Origin of the sequence: Streptomyces sp. NPDC006140 (genome assembly GCF_040628815.1) — a bacterium.
In the GTDB taxonomy this organism is placed as follows: Bacteria; Actinomycetota; Actinomycetes; order Streptomycetales; family Streptomycetaceae; genus Streptomyces.
On sequence record NZ_JBEXTS010000018.1, the window covers coordinates 17,607 to 33,535 of the forward strand.

A 15,929-nucleotide genomic window follows, 5' to 3' on the forward strand; every position below is an offset into this window, starting at 1 on the left:
CATCGACGCGACACCCAGTGTTCGCTGTCCGCCAGACGGACCTCACGGGCGGTATCCCCTGCCTGCCGGATACGGTGGGACCACCATGAGCGCTTCGCAGACCTCGTCCTCTGACGTCCCCACCCTCCTTGTGAAGATCTTCGGCAAGGACAGGCCGGGCATCACGGCCGGCCTCTTCGACACCCTCGCCGCCTACTCCGTCGACGTCGTCGACATCGAGCAGGTCGTCACGCGTGGCCGAATGGTGCTGTGCGCGCTCGTGACCGAGCCGCCCCCCGGGCTCGAAGGAGATCTGCGGGCGACCGTCCACAGCTGGGCCGAGTCGATGAAGATGCAGGCGGAGATCATCTCCGGCCTCGGCGACAACCGGCCGCGCGGCCTGGGCCGCTCCCTGGTCACGGTGCTCGGGCATCCGCTCACCGCGGAGGCGACCGCGGCGATCGCCGCGCGGATCACGCAGACCGGCGGCAACATCGACCGTATCTTCCGGCTCGCCAAGTACCCCGTGACGGCGGTCGAGTTCGCCGTCTCCGGCGTGGAGACCGAGCCGCTGCGCACCGCGCTGGTGACCGACGCGGCGAGGCTCGGCATCGACGTGGCGGTCGTCGCCGCCGGTCTGTACCGGCGCGCACAGCGCCTGGTCGTCATGGACGTCGACTCGACGCTCATCCAGGACGAGGTCATCGAGCTGTTCGCCGCGCACGCCGGCTGCGAGGACGAGGTCGCCGAGGTGACGGCGGCCGCGATGCGCGGGGAGCTGGACTTCGAGCAGTCCCTGCACGCGCGCGTGGCGCTGCTGGAGGGGCTGGACGCCTCGGTCGTGGACAAGGTGCGCAGCGAGGTACGGCTGACGCCGGGCGCCCGCACCCTGATCCGCACGCTGAAGCGGCTCGGCTACCAAGTCGGCGTCGTCTCGGGCGGTTTCACCCAGGTCACCGACGATCTGAAGGAGCGGCTCGGGCTGGACTTCGCCCAGGCCAACACGCTGGAGATCGTCGACGGCAGGCTGACGGGCAGGGTCACCGGCGAGATCGTCGACCGCGCGGGCAAGGCCCGGCTGCTGCGCCGGTTCGCCGCGGAGGCGGGTGTACCGCTGTCGCAGACGGTGGCGATCGGTGACGGGGCGAACGACCTCGACATGCTGAACGCGGCCGGTCTGGGCGTCGCCTTCAATGCCAAGCCGGTGGTGCGCCAGGCCGCGCACACGGCGGTGAACTTCCCCTTCCTGGACACGGTCCTGTACCTGCTGGGCATCACGCGCGAAGAGGTCGAGGCGGCGGACACCGTCGACACGGTCTGAGCCGACCGGGAGGGCCCGGCACCGCACCGGTGCCGGGCCCCTGTCACGCGGAGGTCACGCGGGGTGGGTCACTCGGCGGGCGCCCAGTAGTCCTGCAGCGTGGCCACGCCCGGCTCCAGGCTCTTCCACTCGCCGGTGTAGGCCAGGACGGCGAAGGCGGCGGCCGGGAACCCGCGGCGGCCCATCCGCTCGCGGGCGTCGCCCTCGGCCGAGCCCGCCAGGACGTCGGCGAGGCCCTGGATGCCCGGGTTGTGGCCGATCACGAGGATGTTCTGCGCGTCGTCGGGGGTCTCGTTGAGCACGGCGATCAGTTCGCCCGGCGAGGCCTCGTAGATCCGCTCCTCGTAGACGGTTTTCGGCCGCTGCGGGAACTCCTGGACGGCGAGCTTCCAGGTCTCCCGGGTCCGGACCGCGGTGGAGCACAGGGCCAGGTCGAAGGGGATGCCGGTGTCGGCGAGCCTGCGCCCGGCCTCCGCCGCGTCCATTCGGCCCCGGTCAGCGAGCGGGCGCTCGTGATCGGTCACCTGTGGCCAGTCGGCTTTCGCATGGCGGAAGAGGACAATCCTGCGGGATTCTGCGACGCTCATGAGATCCAGCTTCGCATGAAACACGCCACAGGGCGCAGGGAGTTGACCAGCGGATCCGGCCGTGCTCAGCGGGCTATCAGCTGCTGCGCGCGCTCGAAGAGGTGCGTGAGCGCGGGGTCGCCGGCGGCCGCGTGGGCGTCGGACGGGTTCAGGATCAGGGCGAGCAGCGCGGTGAAGGCGAGCATGGGCAGGGCGAGGGCCCACCAGGGCAGCCGGCTGTCGGCGCCGGCCCGGGTCGCCGGGTGGGGCCGGGTGTGCGTGGGAGCCGACATGCGTGCCTCCGCTCTTCGGACGGTCGGTGACCCGCTTCTCGTGGCCACACCTCGACGCTACGGAATCCGCGGCCGCCGGCCCATCCGGTGATCCACCCACTTGACCCTGACCCTCACCCCCTAGGGGACAGGGGGGCTAGCCCCACCACGGGCCGGGTCAGGGCGGGGTCATGGCGAGGCGAGCGTCGCGATGACGCCGATGACGATGAAGATCGCGAAGAAGGCGCCGAAGACGAGCAGCATCTTCTTCTGACCGTGCTGGGGATTCGGGTCGAGCACTGGCATGGGCCAAGTCTCGCACCCGCCCCGGGCGCCGGGCGCCCCGGGGTGACCCCACGGCCCTGGGAGGAGGCTCAGCGGGCCGCCTCGTCCTCCACCGTGCGGTCGCGGCCCGCCAGGACGCCGACCACCATCTGCGGGATCATCAGGGCGCTCATCAGCGCGATCGGCAGGCCCCAGCCTCCGCTGTGCTGGTAGAGGACGCCCACCAGGAGCGGCCCCGGGATGGAGATCAGGTAGCCGGTGCTCTGCGCGAACGCCGACAGCTGGGCGACGCCCGGCCCCGTCCTGGCCCGCATCCCGACCATGGTCAGGGCGAGCGGGAAGGCGCAGTTGGCGACGCCGAGCAGCAGGGCCCAGGCCCAGGCTCCGGCGGCCGGCGCGAGGTACAGCCCGGCGTAGCCGGCGAGGCCGCAGACGCCCAGGGCGAGCACGATCGGGCCCTGGTGGGGCAGTCGCGTGGCCAGGCGCGGTATGACGAAGGCCAGGGGTACGCCCATGACCATCGTGACGGCGAGCAGCAGCCCGGCGGTGCCGGCGGGCACACCGGCGTCGCGGAAGATCTGCGCCATCCAGCCCATGGTGATGTAGGCGGCGGTGGCCTGGAGGCCGAAGAAGACGGCCAGGGCCCAGGCGGTACGGCTCCGGGTGATCCGCAGCGCCGGCGGCTCCTCGCGCGCGGGTTCGGTCCGGGCCGTCGTGACTCGCCCGTAGGCGGAGGAGCCTTGCGTCTCCGTCGTAGCTCGCCCGTCGGCGGAGGAGTCCTGCCTCTCCGTCGTACCGCGCCCCTCGGCGTCGGTACCCCGCGTCTCCGTCGCACCTGGCCCCTCGGCAGCCGGCCCGGCAGCGTCCCGGTCCCCAGCCGTGGGGGCCGTCACCCGCTGTCGTACGAACGGCAGCCACGGCAGCACCGCCGCCACGGCCAGGCCCGCCCACAGGGCCAGGCCCGACTGCCAGCTCCCGCCGAGGGTGTCGGTGAGGGGCACCGTCACGGCGGCCGCGAGCGCGGTGCCCAGGGCGAGCGCCATCGAGTACAGGCCGGTCATGGAGCCGACGCGGTCGGGGAACCAGTGCTTGACGATGACCGGCATCAGGACGTTGCTGACGGCGATGCCCATGAGGGCGAGGGCGCTGGCGGCCAGGAAGCCGGCCGTGCTGCCGGTGTAAGGCCGGAGCAGCAGGCCGGTGGCGATGGCGGCCATGCCGGCGCACACGACGGCGCCCGCGCCGAAGCGGCGGGCGAGCCGCGGGGCCGTTACGCCGAAGACGGCGAAGCACAGCGGCGGCACGGACGTGAGCAGCCCGGCCACGCTGCCGCTCATGCCGAGCCCGTCGCGGACCTCCTCCAGGAGGGCGCCGAGGCTGGTGATGGCGGGGCGGAGGTTGAGCGCGGACAGCACGATGCCGAGGACGAGCAGCCGCATCGTCCACGCGCGCGTGGCCGTACCGCCCGGTTCCCGGGCGTCGTGCGCGGCCGAGCTGCGTACGGTCGGGGGCGTCACGGTCCGGGTTTCCTCACTAGCCATGAGGCCCATCATAGAATCATAGGATGATTGACTGTCCAGCTCCCGGCCACACTCCGGCGCCCCGATCGTGGGAAGGTGTGCCATGCCCCTGAGCCATCCCCGTCGTTCGGCCCTGTCCGAGCAGGTCATCGCCGCGCTGCGGGCCCAGATCACTTCGGGCGAGTGGCCGGTCGGCTCCCGCATCCCGACCGAGCCGGAACTGGTCGAGCAGCTGGGTGTCGCCCGCAACACGGTCCGTGAGGCCGTCCGCGCGCTCTCGCACAACGGCCTGCTGGACATCCGCCAGGGCTCCGGCACGTACGTCGTGGCGACGAGCGAGCTGGCGGGCGTGATGCAGCGGCGGTTCGCCGACGCCGATCCGCGGCACATCGCCGAGCTGCGCTCCACGCTGGAGTCGGCCGCCGCCCGGCTGGCCGCCGAGCGGCGCACGGAGAAGGACCTCAAGCAGCTCGACGCGCTGCTGCTGCGGCGCGAGGAGGCGTGGGAGTCGGGTGACGCGGAGGCGTTCGTGACGGCGGACGCGACCTTCCACCTGGCCGTGGTGTCCGCCTCCCACAACGACGTGATGACCGCGATGTACGCGGACCTGGGCGAGGTGCTGCGGGACTGGCTGCGCGAGGACGTCGGCGGGGAGCTGACGCCGGAGACGTACATGGACCACGGGCGGCTGCTGGACGCGATCCGCGCGGGCGACGCGGCACAGGCGGCCGCCGAGGCCGCCCGCTATCCGTTCCTGTGCCGCCTGGGCGGGGTCAGCTCCCCCGCCGGTGACTGATCCACACCTCGTCGACTTCCTTCCAGCAGCGTCCGCTCAGCCGCACGGTCTGCGCGGGCCCGGTCGCGACCGGGGCGCTGTCGGTGTCGAGGTCCCACCAGCGGGCGCACTCGACGTGCAGGCTCACGCGGTCGGTCTCCGGGTACGGGTTGTGGCAGTACGCGGTCACGGAGGAGCCGGTGACCCGGGTGCGGCAGGCGGCGCCGAACGGGTCCGCCGGCTCCTGCTCGCCGGCGGGCACGCGCGCGTGGGGCACCGCCTCGTACGCCAGGGTCATCACGAGAGCGACGGCGAGGGACAGTGAGGCCGTTCGGCGGGACAAGCGCACAAGGGGACCTCCTCGGCCGTGCTGGGGAGGGAGCGCGTGGTGAACGCGTACTCCAGAGTGCCCAGTTGCAGCGCTCCCCCGCCCGGCCGGATGAGCCGAACGGGTGACGCCCCGCTCCCCGCGCGTGCGGGAAACGGGGCGTCCGGGACGTACGCGGGGTCAGGCGCCGATGGCGTGCAGACCGCCGTCCACGTGGATGATCTCGCCGGTGGTCTTGGGGAACCAGTCGCTCAGCAGCGCGACGATGCCGCGGCCGGCCGGCTCCGGGTCCTTCAGGTCCCACTCCAGCGGGGAGCGGGAGTCCCACACGGAGGCCAGTTCGCTGAAGCCGGGGATGGACTTGGCGGCCATGGAGCCGAGCGGGCCGGCCGAGACCAGGTTGCAGCGGATGTTCTGCTTGCCCAGGTCACGGGCCATGTAGCGGCTGGTGGCCTCCAGGGCGGCCTTGGCCGGGCCCATCCAGTCGTACTGCGGCCAGGCGAACTGCGCGTCGAAGGTGAGGCCCACGACGGAGCCGCCGTTCTGCATCAGCGGCAGGCAGGCCATGGTCAGCGACTTCAGGGAGTACGCCGAGACGTGCATGGCCGTGGCGACCGACTCGAACGGCGTGTTGAGGAAGTTGCCGCCGAGGGCGTCCTGCGGGGCGAAGCCGATGGAGTGCACGACACCGTCGAGGCCGCCGAGCTCCTCACCGACGATGTCGGCCAGCCGCCCGAGGTGCTCGTCGTTGGTCACGTCCAGCTCGATGACCTTGACGGGCTTGGGCAGCTTCTTGGCGATGCGCTCGGTCAGCGTGGGCCGGGGGAACGCCGTGAGGATGACCTCGGCGCCCTGCTCCTGGGCCAGCTTGGCGGCGTGGAAGGCGATGGAGGCCTCCGTCAGCACACCGGTGATCAGGACGCGCTTGCCCTCGAGAATTCCGCTCATGGTGATCAGTGACCCATTCCCAGTCCGCCGTCAACCGGGATGACGGCTCCAGTGATGTACGAGGCGTCGTCCGAGGCGAGGAACCGCACCGTCGCGGCGATCTCCTCCGGCTGGGCGTACCGGCCGAGCGGCACCTGCGACACGATGCCGGCGCGCTGCTCGTCGGTGAGCACCTTGGTCATGTCGGTGTCGACGAAGCCGGGTGCGACGACGTTGAAGGTGATGTTGCGCGAACCCAGTTCCCGGGCGAGGGAGCGCGCGAAGCCGACCAGGGCGGCCTTGGAGGCGGCGTAGTTGGCCTGCCCCGGCGAGCCGTACAGGCCCACCACCGACGAGATGAGGACGACGCGGCCCTTCTTGGCGCGCAGCATGCCGCGGTTGGCGCGCTTGACGACACGGAAGGTGCCGGTGAGGTTCGTGTCGATGACCGAGGTGAAGTCCTCCTCGGACATGCGCATCAGGAGCTGGTCCTTGGTGATGCCGGCGTTGGCGACGAGGACCTCGACGGGGCCGTGGGCCTCCTCGATCTCCTTGTAGGCCTGCTCCACCTGCTCGGCGTCGGTGATGTCGCACTTGACAGCCAGGAAGCCGGTCGGCGGCTCACCCGAGCGGTACGTGATGGCGACCTTGTCGCCGGCATCGGCGAAAGCGCGGGCGATGGCGAGGCCGATGCCCCGGTTGCCTCCGGTGACGAGAACCGAGCGGCTCAACGGATCACCCTTTCGGTAGCGGTCTGATACCCCGCCCTGGCGCCTGGGCGACAGGCGACGATGACAGGCGGCTTCCTCGAAAACCTATCGGTCCCGGCACGCTCGCGGACAATCGGGCACCGACAGTGGCGTACGGGACTGACTGTCGGGTCCCTACAGAAAGCCCCGGTCACCGGTTCGGAAACTCATGGCCCGCGCGCGGGATGGACGACATGATCGGAGCAGTCACAGAGCACGGCAACCACGGTCACCTCGACAGAAAGAGACGGCGGTGCCTCATACCATCGACGAGGCCTTCACGGCCCTCCCCCTACGCGCCCTCGCCGACGCGGCCCTCGCACGCGCGCGTGCGCTGGGCGCCGAGCACGCGGACTTCCGGTTCGAGCGGGTGCGCAACGCGTCCTGGCGGTTCCGGGACGCCAAGCCCGCCGGGTCGTCGGACACCACCGACCTCGGGTACGCGGTGCGGGTGGTGCACGGCGGGACCTGGGGTTTCGCGTCCGGCGTCGACCTCACCATGGACGCCGCGGCCAGGGTCGCCGGGCAGGCGGTGGCCATGGCGAAGCTGTCCGCGCAGGTGATCAAGGCGGCGGGTTCGGACGAGCGGGTGGAGCTGGCCGACGAGCCGGTGCACGCCGACAAGACGTGGGTCTCGTCGTACGAGATCGATCCGTTCACCGTGCCCGACGAGGAGAAGGCCGGGCTGATCGCCGAGTGGAGCGCGCGGCTGCTGGCGGCGCGCGGGGTGGACCACGTCGACGCCTCGCTGCTCACCGTCCACGAGAACAAGTTCTACGCCGACACGGCCGGGACCGTGACCACGCAGCAGCGGGTCCGGCTGCACCCGGTGTTCAACGCCGTCGCGGTGGACGAGTCCAGCGGCGAGTTCGACTCGATGCGCACCCTCGCGCCGCCGGCCGGGCGCGGCTGGGAGTACCTGCGGGGCACCGGCTGGGACTGGGAGGGCGAGCTGGAGCGGATCCCGGAGCTGCTCGCCGAGAAGATGCGCGCCCCGAGCGTCGAGCCGGGCCTGTACGACCTGGTCGTCGACCCGTCCAACCTGTGGCTGACCATCCACGAGTCCATCGGCCACGCCACCGAACTCGACCGGGCGCTCGGCTACGAGGCCGCCTACGCCGGCACCTCCTTCGCCACCTTCGACCAGCTGGGCAGGCTGCGCTACGGCTCGGAGCTGATGAACGTCACCGGCGACCGCACCGCCGAGCACGGCCTCGCCACGATCGGCTACGACGACGAGGGCGTCCAGGCGCAGTCCTGGGACCTGGTCAAGGACGGCACGCTCGTCGGCTACCAGCTCGACCGGCGGATCGCGAAGCTGACCGGCTTCGAGCGGTCCAACGGCTGCGCCTACGCCGACTCCCCCGGCCATGTGCCGGTCCAGCGCATGGCCAACGTGTCGCTGCGTCCCGACCCGGCCGGGATGTCGACCGAGGACCTCATCGGGGGCGTGGAGCGCGGCATCTACGTCGTCGGGGACCGGTCCTGGTCGATCGACATGCAGAGGTACAACTTCCAGTTCACCGGGCAGCGCTTCTACCGCATCGAGAACGGGCGCCTCGCCGGGCAGCTGCGCGACGTGGCCTACCAGGCGACCACCACCGACTTCTGGGGCTCGATGGCCGCGGTGGGCGGGCCCCAGACCTATGTGCTGGGCGGCGCCTTCAACTGCGGCAAGGCCCAGCCGGGCCAGGTCGCCGCCGTGTCGCACGGCTGCCCCTCGGCGCTGTTCAAGGGCGTCAACATCCTCAACACCACGCAGGAGGCCGGTCGATGAGCGCGCGCACCAGCAAGCCCCACGAGGTCGTCGAGCGCGCCCTCGAACTGTCCCGGGCGGACGGCTGTGTCGTCATCGCCGACGAGCAGTCCACCGCCAATCTGCGCTGGGCGGGCAACGCGCTGACGACGAACGGTGTCACGCGCGGGCGCACGCTCACCGTCGTCGCCACGGTCGACGGCAAGGAGGGCACGGCCTCGGGGGTCGTGTCCCGCTCGGCCGTGACCGCCGACGAGCTGGAGCCCCTGGTGCGGGCCGCCGAGGCCGCCGCCCGCGGCGCCGGGCCCGCCGAGGACGCGCAGCCGCTGGTCACCGGTGTGCCGCAGTCGCCGGAGTTCACGGAGGCGCCCGCGGAGACGTCCTCGGCGGTGTTCGCCGACTTCGCCCCGGCGCTCGGCGAGGCCTTCGCACGCGCGCGTGCGGGCGGCCGCGAGCTGTACGGCTTCGCCAACCACGAGCTGGTGTCGTCGTACGTGGGCACCTCCACGGGGCTGCGGCTGCGGCACGACCAGCCGAAGGGGACGCTGGAGCTGAACGCCAAGTCGCCGGACCGGACCCGGTCCGCGTGGGCGGGGCGCTCGACCCGGGACTTCAAGGACGTCGACCCGGCGGCCATGGACGCCGAGCTGGCCGTGCGTCTCGGCTGGGCCGAGCGGCGCGTGGAGCTGCCGGCGGGGCGCTACGAGACGCTGCTGCCGCCGACGGCCGTGGCGGACCTGCTGATCTACCAGATGTGGTCGGCGTCGGGCCGGGACGCGGTCGAGGGCCGCACGGTCTTCTCCAAGCCGGGCGGAGGCACCCGGGTCGGCGAGAAGCTCACCGATCTGCCGCTGACCCTGCGCAGCGACCCGCACGAGCCCGGCCTGGAGTCGGCGCCCTTCGTGATCGCGCACTCCTCCGGGGGCGACCAGTCGGTGTTCGACAACGGGCTGCCGCTCGCGGCCACCGAGTGGATGAGCGAGGGTGAGCTGCGGCACCTGACGACCAGCCGCCACAGCGCGGGCCTGACCGGGCTGCCGGTGGCGCCGGGTGTCGAGAACCTGATCCTGGACGGCGGTGATGACCGCTCCCTGGACGAGATGGTCGCGAACACCGAGCGCGGGCTGCTGCTGACCTGCCTGTGGTACATCCGGGAGGTCGATCCGGCGACGCTGCTGCTGACGGGCCTGACCCGGGACGGTGTCTACCTCGTCGAGAACGGCGAGGTGACGGGCGAGGTGAACAACTTCCGGTTCAACGAGTCGCCGGTGGGGCTGCTGGGGCGGGCCACCGAGGCCGGGCGGACGGAAAAGACGCTGCCGAGGGAATGGAGCGACTGGTTCACTAGGGCTGCGATGCCTGCCCTGAGGGTGCCGGACTTCAATATGAGCTCTGTCAGCCAGGGCGTATAACCTCGTACCTGATTACGAGCCCACTCAAGGAGATACGAGAACCGTGACGGACATCGTCGACGAGCTGAAGTGGCGCGGGCTGTTCGCCCTGTCCACTGACGAGGACGCTTTGCGCAAGGCGCTCGCGGACGGTCCCGTCACGTTCTATTGCGGTTTCGACCCGACGGCGCCGTCGCTGCACGTGGGGCACCTGGTGCAGGTGCTCACCGTGCGCCGGCTCCAGCAGGCCGGTCACCGGCCGCTGGCGCTGGTCGGCGGTGCCACGGGCCTGATCGGCGACCCCCGCCCGACGGCGGAGCGCACGCTGAACGACCCGGAGACGGTCGGCGGCTGGGTCGACAGGCTGCGCGCCCAGATCGAGCCCTTCCTGGACTTCGAGGGCGAGAACGCGGCCGTCATGGTCAACAACCTCGACTGGACGCAGAACCTCTCCGCGATCGAGTTCCTCCGGGACATCGGCAAGCACTTCCGCGTCAACAAGATGCTGACGAAGGACTCCGTCGCCCGGCGCCTGGAGTCCTCCGAGGGCATCAGCTACACGGAGTTCAGCTACCAGCTCCTCCAGGGCATGGACTTCCTCCAGCTGTACCGGCGCTACGGCTGCACGCTCCAGCAGGGCGGCAGCGACCAGTGGGGCAACCTCACGGCGGGCCTGGACCTGATCCACCGCCTGGAGCCGGACGCCACCGTGCACGCGCTGGCGACGCCGCTGATGACGAAGGCGGACGGCACCAAGTTCGGCAAGACCGAGGGCGGCGCCGTCTGGCTCGACCCGGAGATGACGACGCCGTACGCGTTCTACCAGTTCTGGCTGAACGTGGACGACCGGGACATCTCCCGGTACATGCGCATCCTGTCCTTCCGTTCCCGCGAGGAGCTGGAGGAGCTGGAGAAGCAGACGGAGGAGCGTCCGCAGGCCCGGGCCGCGCAGCGCGCGCTCGCCGAGGAGCTGACGACGCTGGTGCACGGCGCCGACCAGACGGCCGCCGTGATCGCCGCGTCCAAGGCCCTCTTCGGGCAGGGCGAGCTGGCGGAGCTGGACGACAGGACGCTGGCCGCGGCCCTGTCGGAGGTGCCGCACGTCAAGGTCACCGAGCTCGGCCCGGTCGTCGACCTGTTCGCTGAGGTCGGCCTGGTCGCCAGCAAGTCGGCCGCGCGCCGCACGGTGAAGGAGGGCGGCGCGTACGTGAACAACGTCAAGGTCGTCGGCGAGGACGCCGTCCCCGCCGAGGAGGACCTGTTGCACGGCCGCTGGCTGGTGCTGCGCCGGGGCAAGAAGAACCTGGCGGCGGTCGAGGTCACGGCCGGCTGAGCACGCGTGGGAAGGGGGCGGTCTCCGCTGTCGGAGACCGCCCCCTTCGCCGTGCGCCCCGTTCCGTCCTGCGCTTGTCCGCCGCTATGCGCGGCGCCTGTTTCCCCGGACCGCCGTGTAGGCCCTGTCGCCGATGGCGACGAGGACGACCGCGGCCAGGAGCTGGAAGACGTGCCGCCACCAGTCGATGCCCTCGGTGGCATCGACGCCGGCCGCCCGGGCGATGGCGTTGCCGCCGATGGCGCCGAGCATGCCCAGAATGACCGTCAGCCACAGCGGCACGTGCTGCTTGCCCGGAATGATCGCCTTGGCGATCAGGCCGAGCACCAATCCCACGATGATCGCCCACAACCAGCCCATCCCTGCCTCCTCGTACGGCTCGACGTGAGCACTACGGCCAGTGTCGGCCCAGCCGCGGTACGGCGCATGCCGACGCGGACCGTACGCGGTACGGCGCAGGCCGGCCGGACCGGCCCCGGTCTCGTAGCGGACGCGGACGCGGCGTAACGTGGGAGCTGTCCTGGTCAGGTTCCCCGGCCGGCCGGGGACGGCTACGGGGCGGGGAGAGTCCGATACGGGCGGATGGTGGAATGCGATGCGGAAGCAGCATGGCGGCGGCAACGTCCAGGTTTTCCGGATCACCGGCGCCCGGGCGGGGCTCCAGGAGGACGTACGCGGGCGGCAGCGCCGCTACGTGATCTCGATGACGATCCGCACGATCTCCGTGATCCTCGCGGCCACCCTGTGGAACGTCGAACGGCACGTGGCCATCGTTGCGTTGGTGCTCGGGCTGGTGCTGCCGTACATCGCGGTGGTGATCGCGAACGCCGGGCGCGAGAACGCGCCGTCTCTGCCGTCGACGTTCGTGGCGCCGCCGGTGCGTCCGATGATCGCGCCGGGGGCACAGGACGGGCCGGCGGAATCCGTCCCGGAAGACGCCGTGACCGGGACGGTGCCGGGTGCGCGGACCGAGACGCACGAGCGGTAGGGGCGCCGGCGGGTGATCACAAACGGAAGTCATCTTCCCGCCAAGCTCAAGAAAAGCTCAGATCAATCATGTTGTTCCGGTGCCGGGCCCGGGGTTACCCGTGACATACTTCGTACGCGCTCCGCATCCCCCGTCGGAGCGACGGACCGACGCCGGGCAGCTCCCCCCGTGGCTGCTCGGCGTCGCCTTTTTGTGTGCTGTGGTGAGACGAACCTGTGAGTGACGAGACGCCCATCTGCTCCGCGAAGGGCTGCCGTGCCGACGCGGTGTGGGTCCTTGCCTGGAACAACCCGAAGATCCATACGCCGGAGCGGCGCAAGACGTGGCTGGCCTGCGAGGAGCATCGCGAGCATCTGTCGCAGTTCCTCGGCGTGCGGGGGTTCTTGAAGGACGTCGTCCTGCTGAAGGAGTGGGAGTCCCCGGGAACGGCTTAGCCGCCGATCGCCGACATCGGCCGGTCCGGCTGGACGAACGACGGGTCGTCCAGGCCCGCTCCCGCCTTCTTGCCCCACATCGCCAGGCGCCAGATGCGGGCGATCTCCTCGTCCGGAGCGCCGGAGCGCAGGGCGGCGCGCAGGTCCGTCTCCTCGCGGGCGAACAGGCACGTGCGTATCTGGCCGTCGGCCGTCAGGCGCGTACGGTCGCAGGCCGCGCAGAACGGGCGGGTGACCGAAGCGATCACGCCGACCACATGCGGACCGCCGTCGACCAGCCAGCGCTCTGCCGGGGCCGAGCCGCGCTTCTCCTCACCCTCGGGCGTCAGCTCGAAGCGCGTGCGCAGGGAGGCCAGGATGTCACCGGCCGTGATCATGCCCTCGCGCTTCCAGCCGTGCTGGGCGTCCAGGGGCATCTGCTCGATGAAGCGCAGCTCGTACTCGTGCTCCACCGCCCAGGCCAGGAGGTCCGGGGCCTCGTCCTCGTTGAGCCCCGGCATGAGGACCGAGTTGACCTTGACCGGGGTCAGGCCGGCGTCACGGGCGGCGTGCAGGCCCTCGATGACGTCCTTGTGGCGGTCGCGGCGGGTGAGCGTCTTGAAGACGTCCGGCCGGAGCGTGTCCAGCGAGACGTTGACCCGGTCCAGGCCCGCCGCCTTCAGGGCCGCCGCCGTGCGCCCCAGGCCGATGCCGTTGGTGGTCAGCGACATCTGCGGGCGGGACTGAAGGGCTGCGACGCGCTCGACGATGCCGACCAGGCCGGGGCGCAGCAGGGGCTCGCCGCCGGTGAAGCGGACCTCGTCGATCCCGAGGGACGTGACCGCGATGTCGATCAGGCGGACGATCTCGTCGTCCGTCAGCAGATCCGGCTTGGCCAGCCACTGCAGGCCCTCCTCGGGCATGCAGTACGTGCACCGCAGGTTGCAGCGGTCGGTCAGCGAGACCCTCAGGTCGGTGGCCACTCGGCCGTAGGTGTCGATGAGCACGTGGGCCCCCTCCCTCGACGCGGATCGTGCCCGGAGCACTGGTTCTCCGACACCTGTGAGCCTACGTGACCCCACTGACAACTCCACAGGCCCGATCCCACGACGTGGAACGCGGCCGCGTCGTAGGAACCTGGAGGTTCCTACGACGCGGCCGCGCGAGGGGGTTCGTGCTCAGTGGGCGCCGGTGCCGGTCAGGGACCGGACCTCCAGCTCCGCGTACTTCTTGACGTCAGGCTCCTCCTTGGACAGGACCGTGCCGAGCCAGCCCATCAGGAAGCCGAAGGGGATGGAGATGATGCCCGGGTTCTTCAGCGGGAACCAGGCGAAGTCCACCTCGGGGAACATCGCCTTGGGGTCGCCGGAGACCACGGGCGAGAACAGCACCAGGCCGACGGCGACGATCAGACCGCCGTAGATCGACCACAGGGCGCCCTGGGTGGTGAACCGCTTCCAGAACAGGCTGTAGAGGATCGTCGGCAGGTTGGCGGAGGCCGCGACCGCGAAGGCGAGGGCGACCAGGCCGGCCACGTTCAGGTCGCGGGCCAGGGCGCCGAGGCCGATGGAGATGACGCCGATGAAGACGGTCGCCCAGCGGGCCGCGCGCACCTCCTCGGCGCCGGAGGCCTGCCCCTTGCGGATGACGTTGGCGTAGATGTCGTGCGCGAAGGAGGACGAGGAGGCGAGGGTGAGGCCGGCGACGACGGCGAGGATCGTCGCGAAGGCGACCGCCGAGATCGTGGCGAGCAGGATCGCGCCCCACGTCGAGTCGACGCCGCCCAGGTGCAGGGCGAGCAGGGGTGCCGCCGTGTTGCCGGACGGGTTGGAGGCGATGATCTCTTCCTGCGAGATGAGCGCGGCGGCGCCGAAGCCGAGCGCGATGGTCATCAGGTAGAAGCCGCCGATGATGCCGATGGCCCAGTTCACGGACTTACGGGCGGCCTTGGCGTCGGGCACCGTGTAGAAGCGGATCAGGATGTGCGGCAGGCCGGCGGTGCCGAGCACCAGGGCGATGCCCAGGGAGATGAAGTCCAGCTTGGAGGTGCCGGTCGCGCCGTACTGGAGGCCGGGCTCCAGGAAGGCCGCGCCCTTGCCGCTGTTCTCGGCGGCGGTGCCGAGCAGGTCGGAGATGTTGAAGTTGAACTTCAGCAGCACCAGGAAGGTGATCAGGAGGGTGCCGCCGATGAGCAGCACGGCCTTGATCATCTGGACCCAGGTGGTGCCCTTCATGCCGCCGATGGAGACGTAGACGATCATCAGGACGCCGACCAGGGCGACGATGAGGATCTTGCCCGCGTCGGAGGTGATGCCGAGCAGGAGCGAGACGAGGACGCCCGCGCCGGCCATCTGCGCCAGCAGGTAGAAGATCGACACGACGATCGTGGAGGTGCCGGCGGCGGTGCGGACCGGGCGCTGGCGCATGCGGTATGCGAGGACGTCGCCCATGGTGTAGCGGCCGGAGTTCCTCAGCGGCTCGGCCACCAGGAGCAGGGCGACCAGCCAGGCGACCAGGAAGCCGATGGAATAAAGGAAGCCGTCGTAGCCGAAGAGGGCGATCGCGCCCGCGATGCCGAGGAACGACGCGGCCGACATGTAGTCGCCGGAGACGGCGAGGCCGTTCTGGAAGGCGCTGAACTGGCGTCCGCCCGCGTAGAAGTCGGCGGCGTCCTTGGTCTGGCGGCCCGCCCAGATGGTGATGCCGAGGGTGGCCACGACGAACAGCGCGAACAGGGTGATGATCAGCGGGCGGTGCTCGCTGGCCTCGTTCGCGGCGAGAAGGGTCTGCTGTGCGGGGCTCATGCGCCGCCCTCCATCCGGGACTTGATGGCCTCGGCCTTGGGGTCGAGGTTCGCGGCGGCGTGCTTCGAGTACCACCAGGCGATCAGGAACGTGGTGACGAACTGGGCGACGCCGAAGACGAGGGCGACGTTGATGTTGCCGAACAGCTTGGTGCCCATGAAGCCGCCCGCGTAGTTCGACAGCAGGACGTACAGCAGGTACCAGGCGATGAAGGCGACGGTCAGCGGAAAGGCGAAGGAGCGGTAGGAGCGGCGCAGTTCACCGAACTCCGCGCTCTCCTGCACCTCGCTGAACTCCTCGGGTGAGGGGAGTTTGTGTTGCTCTTTCGAGGGGGGCGGTGCGTCGGTGGCCACGGAGTCTCCTCGCAATGACGAAGCGGTTGTGAACGGGGACGGAGGCGAGTGTCCTCGCGCTCCTTGTTCAACGTCACGGCGGCACGCGAGGAGCGGTTCAACCGCGTCGCGTTCTTTCCGAAGTGGTTTCGACAAAACGTTGCTGACCAGCGAGGGGCCGGGATAGCTT

At 70.8% G+C, this 15,929-nt stretch carries 18 protein-coding genes; 7 read left to right on the plus strand and 11 right to left on the minus strand.

Annotated elements, in window-relative coordinates; genetic code table 11:
- Positions 1-85: 85 nt before the first annotated feature.
- On the plus strand, positions 86-1,300 hold the full coding sequence (serB, locus tag ABZ386_RS34675) for a phosphoserine phosphatase SerB (RefSeq protein ID WP_351346628.1): 1,215 nt from the start codon (positions 86-88) through the stop codon (positions 1,298-1,300).
- A 68-nt stretch (positions 1,301-1,368) separates the two neighbouring features.
- Here serB and ABZ386_RS34680 read toward each other — a convergent pair whose 3' ends face one another.
- The 4 genes from ABZ386_RS34680 to ABZ386_RS34695 form a co-directional block, all read right to left on the minus strand.
- Complete coding sequence (locus ABZ386_RS34680) at positions 1,369-1,887, minus strand: histidine phosphatase family protein (RefSeq protein ID WP_351346630.1); 519 nt, start codon at positions 1,885-1,887, stop codon at positions 1,369-1,371.
- A 65-nt stretch (positions 1,888-1,952) separates the two neighbouring features.
- Positions 1,953-2,159 carry a hypothetical protein gene (locus ABZ386_RS34685; RefSeq protein ID WP_351346632.1) on the minus strand — a complete coding sequence of 69 codons (207 nt, stop codon included), beginning with the start codon at positions 2,157-2,159 and terminating at the stop codon, positions 1,953-1,955.
- 168 nt (positions 2,160-2,327) lie between these two features.
- On the minus strand, positions 2,328-2,444 hold the full coding sequence (locus tag ABZ386_RS34690; RefSeq protein ID WP_351346634.1) for an SGM_5486 family transporter-associated protein: 117 nt from the start codon (positions 2,442-2,444) through the stop codon (positions 2,328-2,330).
- Between the two features lie 68 nt (positions 2,445-2,512).
- The gene (locus ABZ386_RS34695) at positions 2,513-3,976 is read right to left on the minus strand and encodes a CynX/NimT family MFS transporter (protein ID WP_358967563.1); all 1,464 of its coding nucleotides are present in this window, start codon (positions 3,974-3,976) and stop codon (positions 2,513-2,515) included.
- Between the two features lie 70 nt (positions 3,977-4,046).
- Here ABZ386_RS34695 and ABZ386_RS34700 point away from each other — a divergent pair, with 70 nt between their 5' ends.
- On the plus strand, positions 4,047-4,739 hold the full coding sequence (locus ABZ386_RS34700) for an FCD domain-containing protein (RefSeq protein ID WP_356506383.1): 693 nt from the start codon (positions 4,047-4,049) through the stop codon (positions 4,737-4,739).
- Here the strand turns inward: ABZ386_RS34700 and ABZ386_RS34705 are convergent.
- The 3 genes from ABZ386_RS34705 to fabG all read right to left on the minus strand — a co-directional run bounded on the left by ABZ386_RS34705 (position 4,717) and on the right by fabG (position 6,704).
- Complete coding sequence (locus ABZ386_RS34705; protein ID WP_351346640.1) at positions 4,717-5,067, minus strand: hypothetical protein; 351 nt, start codon at positions 5,065-5,067, stop codon at positions 4,717-4,719. The two genes, ABZ386_RS34700 and ABZ386_RS34705, sit on opposite strands and share 23 nt — an antisense overlap.
- A 159-nt stretch (positions 5,068-5,226) precedes the next feature.
- Entirely contained in the window at positions 5,227-5,994 is a 768-nt protein-coding gene (gene fabI / locus ABZ386_RS34710) for an enoyl-ACP reductase FabI (protein WP_114251228.1), read from the minus strand.
- Between the two features lie 5 nt (positions 5,995-5,999).
- Positions 6,000-6,704, minus strand: a complete 705-nt coding sequence (gene fabG, locus ABZ386_RS34715) for a 3-oxoacyl-[acyl-carrier-protein] reductase (RefSeq protein WP_355721716.1) — start codon at positions 6,702-6,704, stop codon at positions 6,000-6,002.
- 271 nt (positions 6,705-6,975) lie between these two features.
- On the opposite strand from fabG, the gene ABZ386_RS34720 reads away from it, so the two are divergent.
- The 3 genes from ABZ386_RS34720 to tyrS are packed head-to-tail and all read left to right on the plus strand — an operon-like array spanning position 6,976 to position 11,202.
- Positions 6,976-8,499: a TldD/PmbA family protein gene (locus ABZ386_RS34720; protein WP_351346645.1), complete on the plus strand. Its 1,524-nt coding sequence runs from the start codon at positions 6,976-6,978 to the stop codon at positions 8,497-8,499.
- Entirely contained in the window at positions 8,496-9,890 is a 1,395-nt protein-coding gene (locus tag ABZ386_RS34725) for a metallopeptidase TldD-related protein (protein ID WP_358967565.1), read from the plus strand. Before ABZ386_RS34720 ends, ABZ386_RS34725 begins: the two co-directional genes overlap by 4 nt.
- Positions 9,891-9,933: 43 nt before the next feature.
- A complete protein-coding gene (gene tyrS, locus ABZ386_RS34730) occupies positions 9,934-11,202 on the plus strand; it encodes a tyrosine--tRNA ligase (RefSeq protein ID WP_351346649.1) in 1,269 nt (422 codons plus the stop codon).
- An 84-nt stretch (positions 11,203-11,286) separates the two neighbouring features.
- Here tyrS and ABZ386_RS34735 read toward each other — a convergent pair whose 3' ends face one another.
- A complete protein-coding gene (locus tag ABZ386_RS34735) occupies positions 11,287-11,562 on the minus strand; it encodes a GlsB/YeaQ/YmgE family stress response membrane protein (protein ID WP_114251233.1) in 276 nt (91 codons plus the stop codon).
- 235 nt (positions 11,563-11,797) lie between these two features.
- On the opposite strand from ABZ386_RS34735, the gene ABZ386_RS34740 reads away from it, so the two are divergent.
- Entirely contained in the window at positions 11,798-12,190 is a 393-nt protein-coding gene (locus tag ABZ386_RS34740) for a DUF3099 domain-containing protein (RefSeq protein WP_356506385.1), read from the plus strand.
- A 215-nt stretch (positions 12,191-12,405) separates the two neighbouring features.
- Positions 12,406-12,624 carry a hypothetical protein gene (locus tag ABZ386_RS34745; protein WP_114251234.1) on the plus strand — a complete coding sequence of 73 codons (219 nt, stop codon included), beginning with the start codon at positions 12,406-12,408 and terminating at the stop codon, positions 12,622-12,624.
- Here the strand turns inward: ABZ386_RS34745 and moaA are convergent.
- The 3 genes from moaA to ABZ386_RS34760 form a co-directional block, all read right to left on the minus strand.
- Positions 12,621-13,610 (minus strand): GTP 3',8-cyclase MoaA, encoded by a 990-nt coding sequence (moaA, locus tag ABZ386_RS34750; RefSeq protein WP_356674056.1) that lies wholly within the window; start codon positions 13,608-13,610, stop codon positions 12,621-12,623. The two genes, ABZ386_RS34745 and moaA, sit on opposite strands and share 4 nt — an antisense overlap.
- A gap of 171 nt (positions 13,611-13,781) precedes the next feature.
- Positions 13,782-15,407 (minus strand): cation acetate symporter, encoded by a 1,626-nt coding sequence (locus ABZ386_RS34755; protein WP_351346656.1) that lies wholly within the window; start codon positions 15,405-15,407, stop codon positions 13,782-13,784.
- Positions 15,404-15,760 (minus strand): DUF485 domain-containing protein, encoded by a 357-nt coding sequence (locus tag ABZ386_RS34760; protein ID WP_020274125.1) that lies wholly within the window; start codon positions 15,758-15,760, stop codon positions 15,404-15,406. The genes ABZ386_RS34755 and ABZ386_RS34760 overlap by 4 nt, the downstream gene beginning before the upstream one ends.
- Between the last annotated feature and the right edge of the window lie 169 nt (positions 15,761-15,929).

Coding starts and splice junctions, on each gene's coding strand:
- serB (WP_351346628.1), top strand. CDS start 86: ATGAGCGCTTCGCAGACCTCGTCCTCTGACGTCCCCACCCTCCTTGTG.
- ABZ386_RS34680 (WP_351346630.1), bottom strand. CDS start 1,887: ATGAGCGTCGCAGAATCCCGCAGGATTGTCCTCTTCCGCCATGCGAAA.
- ABZ386_RS34685 (WP_351346632.1), bottom strand. CDS start 2,159: ATGTCGGCTCCCACGCACACCCGGCCCCACCCGGCGACCCGGGCCGGC.
- ABZ386_RS34690 (WP_351346634.1), bottom strand. CDS start 2,444: ATGCCAGTGCTCGACCCGAATCCCCAGCACGGTCAGAAGAAGATGCTG.
- ABZ386_RS34695 (WP_358967563.1), bottom strand. CDS start 3,976: ATGATGGGCCTCATGGCTAGTGAGGAAACCCGGACCGTGACGCCCCCG.
- ABZ386_RS34700 (WP_356506383.1), top strand. CDS start 4,047: ATGCCCCTGAGCCATCCCCGTCGTTCGGCCCTGTCCGAGCAGGTCATC.
- fabI (WP_114251228.1), bottom strand. CDS start 5,994: ATGAGCGGAATTCTCGAGGGCAAGCGCGTCCTGATCACCGGTGTGCTG.
- ABZ386_RS34725 (WP_358967565.1), top strand. CDS start 8,496: ATGAGCGCGCGCACCAGCAAGCCCCACGAGGTCGTCGAGCGCGCCCTC.
- ABZ386_RS34735 (WP_114251233.1), bottom strand. CDS start 11,562: ATGGGCTGGTTGTGGGCGATCATCGTGGGATTGGTGCTCGGCCTGATC.
- ABZ386_RS34740 (WP_356506385.1), top strand. CDS start 11,798: ATGCGGAAGCAGCATGGCGGCGGCAACGTCCAGGTTTTCCGGATCACC.
- ABZ386_RS34755 (WP_351346656.1), bottom strand. CDS start 15,407: ATGAGCCCCGCACAGCAGACCCTTCTCGCCGCGAACGAGGCCAGCGAG.